Raw genomic sequence first — 4347 nt, 5'->3', positions numbered from 1 at the left:
CGCCCCGCGCCCAGGCGACGCAGGGCACCCTCCCCCACCCGGCCCCAGGGCCGGGCGGGCAAGCGTCCGGAGGGACACGCACCAACGGACCGGCCCAGGCTGCCCCGCGCAGCACACCGGCACCAGAGCGTGAACACGATCAGCACACCCACCACCGGCCACCGGCCACGAGGAGCCGCACTCGGCGCGGGATTTCACTTCCACGCCCACGCCTCTCCACCTAGGTGGGAAACGATCCCGGAAACCCACTCCGACTCAGGATCCCTACGCTAATCAGAGACGCTGTGTCCGCTCATGTTCGAGGTGCTGAACTTGACGCTGTAGTGGTCGCAGCGGCCGTTCCACCGCTTGGTGTCGGTGCAGGAGGTCTGCCCGTACCAGGAGGTGTCGTACGCCTTGTCGTAGACGTGGATGTCCGATCCGCCGACCGAGGTGGTGATGTCGGAGCGGTCGAGCTGCGCCCGTCCCTGGGCGACCGCCGCCTTGCCGTTGGTGGTCAGCGAGTTCGACTCCACGTCCTGGCTCGTGTTGTCCGGCTTGCCGCTGTTGGCCTTGCCGCCGTGGCTGGCCAGGGCCGGTGGCGCGAACGCCAGCACGGTGGCCAGCGTGGTGCCCAGGATGGTCGCGGTACGCCTCATTGCCCACTCTCCTCGATCACCGGCTGGTCAGCCGTCGGCGCGGACGCGGTCAGCGTGCCGGCGGCCACCGCCGCGCTGGCCGAGACGACCGTCTGGTCGAACTGGGTGGCCGTCATGCCAGTGATAGATGTGGCCAGGTCGTTCTCCGGGTTGCTCGGCTCCAGCGCGCCGTCGGCCAGCAGCGTTCGACCGTCCGAGCTGGCCAGCTGGAAGGTGTGCGGGTCGCCGCTGCCGTAGCTGCGGCGCAGGAAGAAGTAGCCGCTGTCGCCGACCTCGCTCCACGCCACGTTGTTGGCGATGTAGCCGTTCCCGTTCTCGTCCCAGCCCTCCTCCTCGAGGGTGATGGTCGGCGGGACCAGCATGTTCTTCGGGTTGTGCAGGACGTCCCACACCTCGATCGTCACGTTGCGCAGTCGGACGCCGCCGCCGACCGCAGCCGGGTCCTCGTCCACGCCGGTCAGCCGGCCGGGCCCGTCCGCGGTGACCGTGCCCTGCACGACCAGCTGCGAGGTCGCGGTCATCTGCGCGACGGTGTCGAAGTGGTAGACCTCCTTGCCGAACGCCAGCGACTCCGGGCGCGCGTCCAGGCGTACCCCGGTGTCGGCGTGGCCGATGCCGACCGTGGCCACCAGCGCGGCCGCCACCACCGCGCCCGCCGCGGCCAGGCCCCAGCGGCGCGGGCGTCTCATGCTGCTCACTCGTCGTTCCCCCAATCCGAGGTCACCCGGCGTGGCGCCGACCGGCCCCCGCCGTGCCCCGCCGGACGGTCGGGGGGCGACCGCCTGGCGGGACGGCACGAGGATCCACTCCTGCCGATGCATTCGCCTTGCAACCGGCTTGCAGCCGCCCCACGGCGGACCGGCATACTGCGCCACCGGGGAGGTGCGTCGATGGAGTTCCGGGTCCTGGGCGCGGTGGAGGTGTGGTCCGACGGCGTCGGCCTGGACGTGGGCGGACGGCAACCCCGGCTGGTCCTCGCCGCGCTGCTGCTGGAGCCCGACCGGGTGGTACCCGTGGACCGGCTGGTCGACCTGGTCTGGGGGCAGTCCCCGCCGCGCAGCGCCCGGGGCGCCCTCCAGGCGTTGGTCTCCCGGCTGCGGGCCACCTTCCGTCGGGTCGGGGCGCCGGTGGAGATCGCGGGCCAGGGGATGGGCTACCGCATCCGGGTCGACCCGGACGCGGTGGACGCGCACCGGTTCACCGCGCTGACCGCGCAGGCCCGCGACGCCACCGACGAGATGGCCGTCGACCTGCTCGACCGGGCGCTCGCGCTGTGGCGGGGCGAACCGCTCGCCGACGTGGCCGAGGAGGACGTCCGGCACCGGCTCTGCGCCGGCCTGCACGAGGCCCGCTGGGCGGCGGTGGAGGACCGGGCGGAGGCGCTGCTGCGGTTCGGCCGCGCCCGGCAGGTGATCGGCGAGCTGACCGACCAGGTCGCCCGGCACCCGGATCGGCAGCGGATGGCGGGGCAGCTCATGCTGGCCCTGTACCGGGACGGCCGGCCCGACCAGGCGCTGGCCACCTACCGACGGGTGCGCGTGCGGCTCGCCGACGAGCTGGGCCTCGACCCCGCGCCCGAGCTGCGTCGCCTGGAACAGCTGATCCTCCGGGCCGACCCGGCGCTGGACCCGCCCGACGACTCGCGGCGGGTCCTGGTCCGGCCCGCCCAGCTGCCGCACGACGTGCCCGGCTTCACCGGCCGGGCCGCCGACCTGGCCCGGTTGGACGCCACCCTGGACGAGCCCTCCGCCGGCATCCGGATCTGGGTGGTCAGCGGCACGGCGGGGGTCGGCAAGACCGCGCTGGCGGTGCGCTGGGCGCACCGGGCTCGGGACGCCTTCCCCGACGGCCAGCTCTTCCTCGATCTGCACGGGTTCGACGCCGAACGGCAGCCGGTCCCGCCGGATGCCGCACTCGCCCAGCTCCTCGGCGGGCTCGGGGTCGACCCGCGGGCCGTACCGGACGGGCTGGACGCCCGCGTCGCCCTGTTCCGCTCCCGGCTGGCCGGCCGGGACGTGCTGCTGGTGCTGGACAACGCCCGCGACGCCGGACAGGTCCTGCCGCTGATCCCGTCCGCCGGCACCGTGCTGGTCACCAGCCGGCACCGCCTCGGCGAGCTGGTCGCCCGGGCCGGCGCCCGTCCGCTGCCGCTGGACGTGCTCACCCCGGCCGACTCGGCGCGCCTGCTGGCGGCCCTGCTCGGCGACCGGACGGTCCGGGCCGAGGCGGCGGCCGCGGCCCGGCTGGCCCGGCTCTGCGGGCACCTCCCGCTGGCGCTGCGGATCGCCGCGGCCAACCTCCAGGCCGCCGGGGAGCCGGAGATCGCCGGCCTGGCCCGGGAACTCGCCGAGGGTGACCCGCTGGCCGGGCTCACCGTCGACGGGGCCGACGAGCCGGCGGTGACCAAGGCGTTCGCGCTGTCCTATCGGGCGCTGTCGGGGGAGCAGCAACGGCTGTTCCGCCGCCTCGGGCTGGTGCCCGGGCCGAGCTTCGCCGCCGGTGCGGCCGCGGCCCTCGCCGGGACACCGCCGGCCACCGCCGAACGGCTGCTCCGCGCCCTCGCGGCGGCGCACCTGGTGGAACGGCACCCGGGCGGCCGGTACCGCTTCCACGACCTGCTGCGCCGGTACGCGCGGGACCGGCTCACCGGGGAGGAGGATGCCACCCAGCGGGAGCAGGCCTGGCAACGCCTCCTCGACCACTGGTTGAGCACCGCCGACGCGGCGGGTCGCCGGCTCATCCCGCACTTCGCCCGGCTGCCCCGCCCGGCCTCGGTCGACCCGTTCGACACCGCTGAGGCGGCCCTGGCCTGGGTGGACGCCGAGTGGCAGAACCTCACCGCGGCGGTGGAGCAGGCCGCCCGGCAGGGTCCCCGCCACCACGCCTGGCACCTCGCCGACGCGCTGCGGGCGTACTTCCACCAGCGGGGCCGGCGCGCGGAGTGGCTGGCGGCGGCGACGGTGGCGCTGGACGCCGCGCGCGCCGAGGACCATCCGCTGGCCCAGGTCGCCATGCACATGAGCATCGCCCTGGTCCACGTCACCAGCGGCCGGTACGAGGAGGCCCGCCGGCACCTGCGCGACGGACTGCGGATCGACATCGGCGACGGCTGGCCCGAGGGCCGGGCCGGGATGCTCAACAACCTCAGCGCGGTGCACCAGCGGCTCGGCGACCCGCAGGCGGCCATCGACTGCGCGCGCCGGTCGCTCGTGCTCACCCGGCGGCTCGGCATCGACGGCGGGGAGGCGATGTCGCTGGCCAACCTCGGCTTCGCGCACTGGCAGCTGGGCGCGCTGGCCGACGCGGAGGAGCACTTCCGGGCCGCGCACGAGCGCGGCGAGCGGGCCGGGGCGCGCTACAACGTGGCCGTCCTCCTGGTCGACCTGGCCAGCGTCCGCCGGGACCTCGGCGACCACCGCGCCGCCGAGGAGCTGTACGCCCGCGGCCTGGCCGCCAACCGGGACCTCGGCTACCGTTACGGCGAGGCGACCGCGCTCGCCGGCCGGGCGGTGCTTTGGGCGGCGAGCGGCCGGGCCGCGCAGGCACGGCCGGACGCCGAGCGGGCGGTGGCGCTGACCCGGGAGATCGGCGACACCGGCACCGAGGCGTGGGCGCGGGACGCGCTCGGCCGGGTGCTGCTGGCCTCGGGCCGCCCGGGGGACGCGGCGGCGGAGAACGAGCTTGTAGCCGCCGTCGCGGATGACCTCGT

Annotated in this window: 3 protein-coding genes; 1 reads left to right on the top strand and 2 read right to left on the bottom strand. The window is 75.5% G+C overall.

Translation table 11 applies throughout. The features are described from left to right. Nucleotides 1–269 precede the first annotated feature (269 nt). The gene (locus ACWEVO_RS31130) at nucleotides 270–638 is read right to left on the bottom strand and encodes a hypothetical protein (protein WP_452311037.1); all 369 of its coding nucleotides are present in this window, start codon (nucleotides 636–638) and stop codon (nucleotides 270–272) included. Then, nucleotides 635–1336: a hypothetical protein gene (locus ACWEVO_RS31125; RefSeq protein ID WP_452311036.1), complete on the bottom strand. Its 702-nt coding sequence runs from the start codon at nucleotides 1334–1336 to the stop codon at nucleotides 635–637. The genes ACWEVO_RS31130 and ACWEVO_RS31125 overlap by 4 nt, the downstream gene beginning before the upstream one ends. A gap of 192 nt (nucleotides 1337–1528) precedes the next feature. On the opposite strand from ACWEVO_RS31125, the gene ACWEVO_RS31120 reads away from it, so the two are divergent. Beyond that, a partial coding sequence (locus ACWEVO_RS31120; protein ID WP_452311035.1) for a BTAD domain-containing putative transcriptional regulator occupies nucleotides 1529–4347 on the top strand: 2819 nt, incomplete at its 3' end.

The sequence above is a fragment of the Micromonospora sp. NPDC003776 genome, assembly GCF_053605645.1.
Note: the sequence above shows the minus strand (reverse complement) of the source record. Positions and strands in the feature narration are given on the sequence as shown.

Excerpts from the sequence above, each read along its gene's own strand:
- ACWEVO_RS31130 (WP_452311037.1), bottom strand. The coding sequence starts at position 638 with ATGAGGCGTACCGCGACCATCCTGGGCACCACGCTGGCCACCGTGCTG.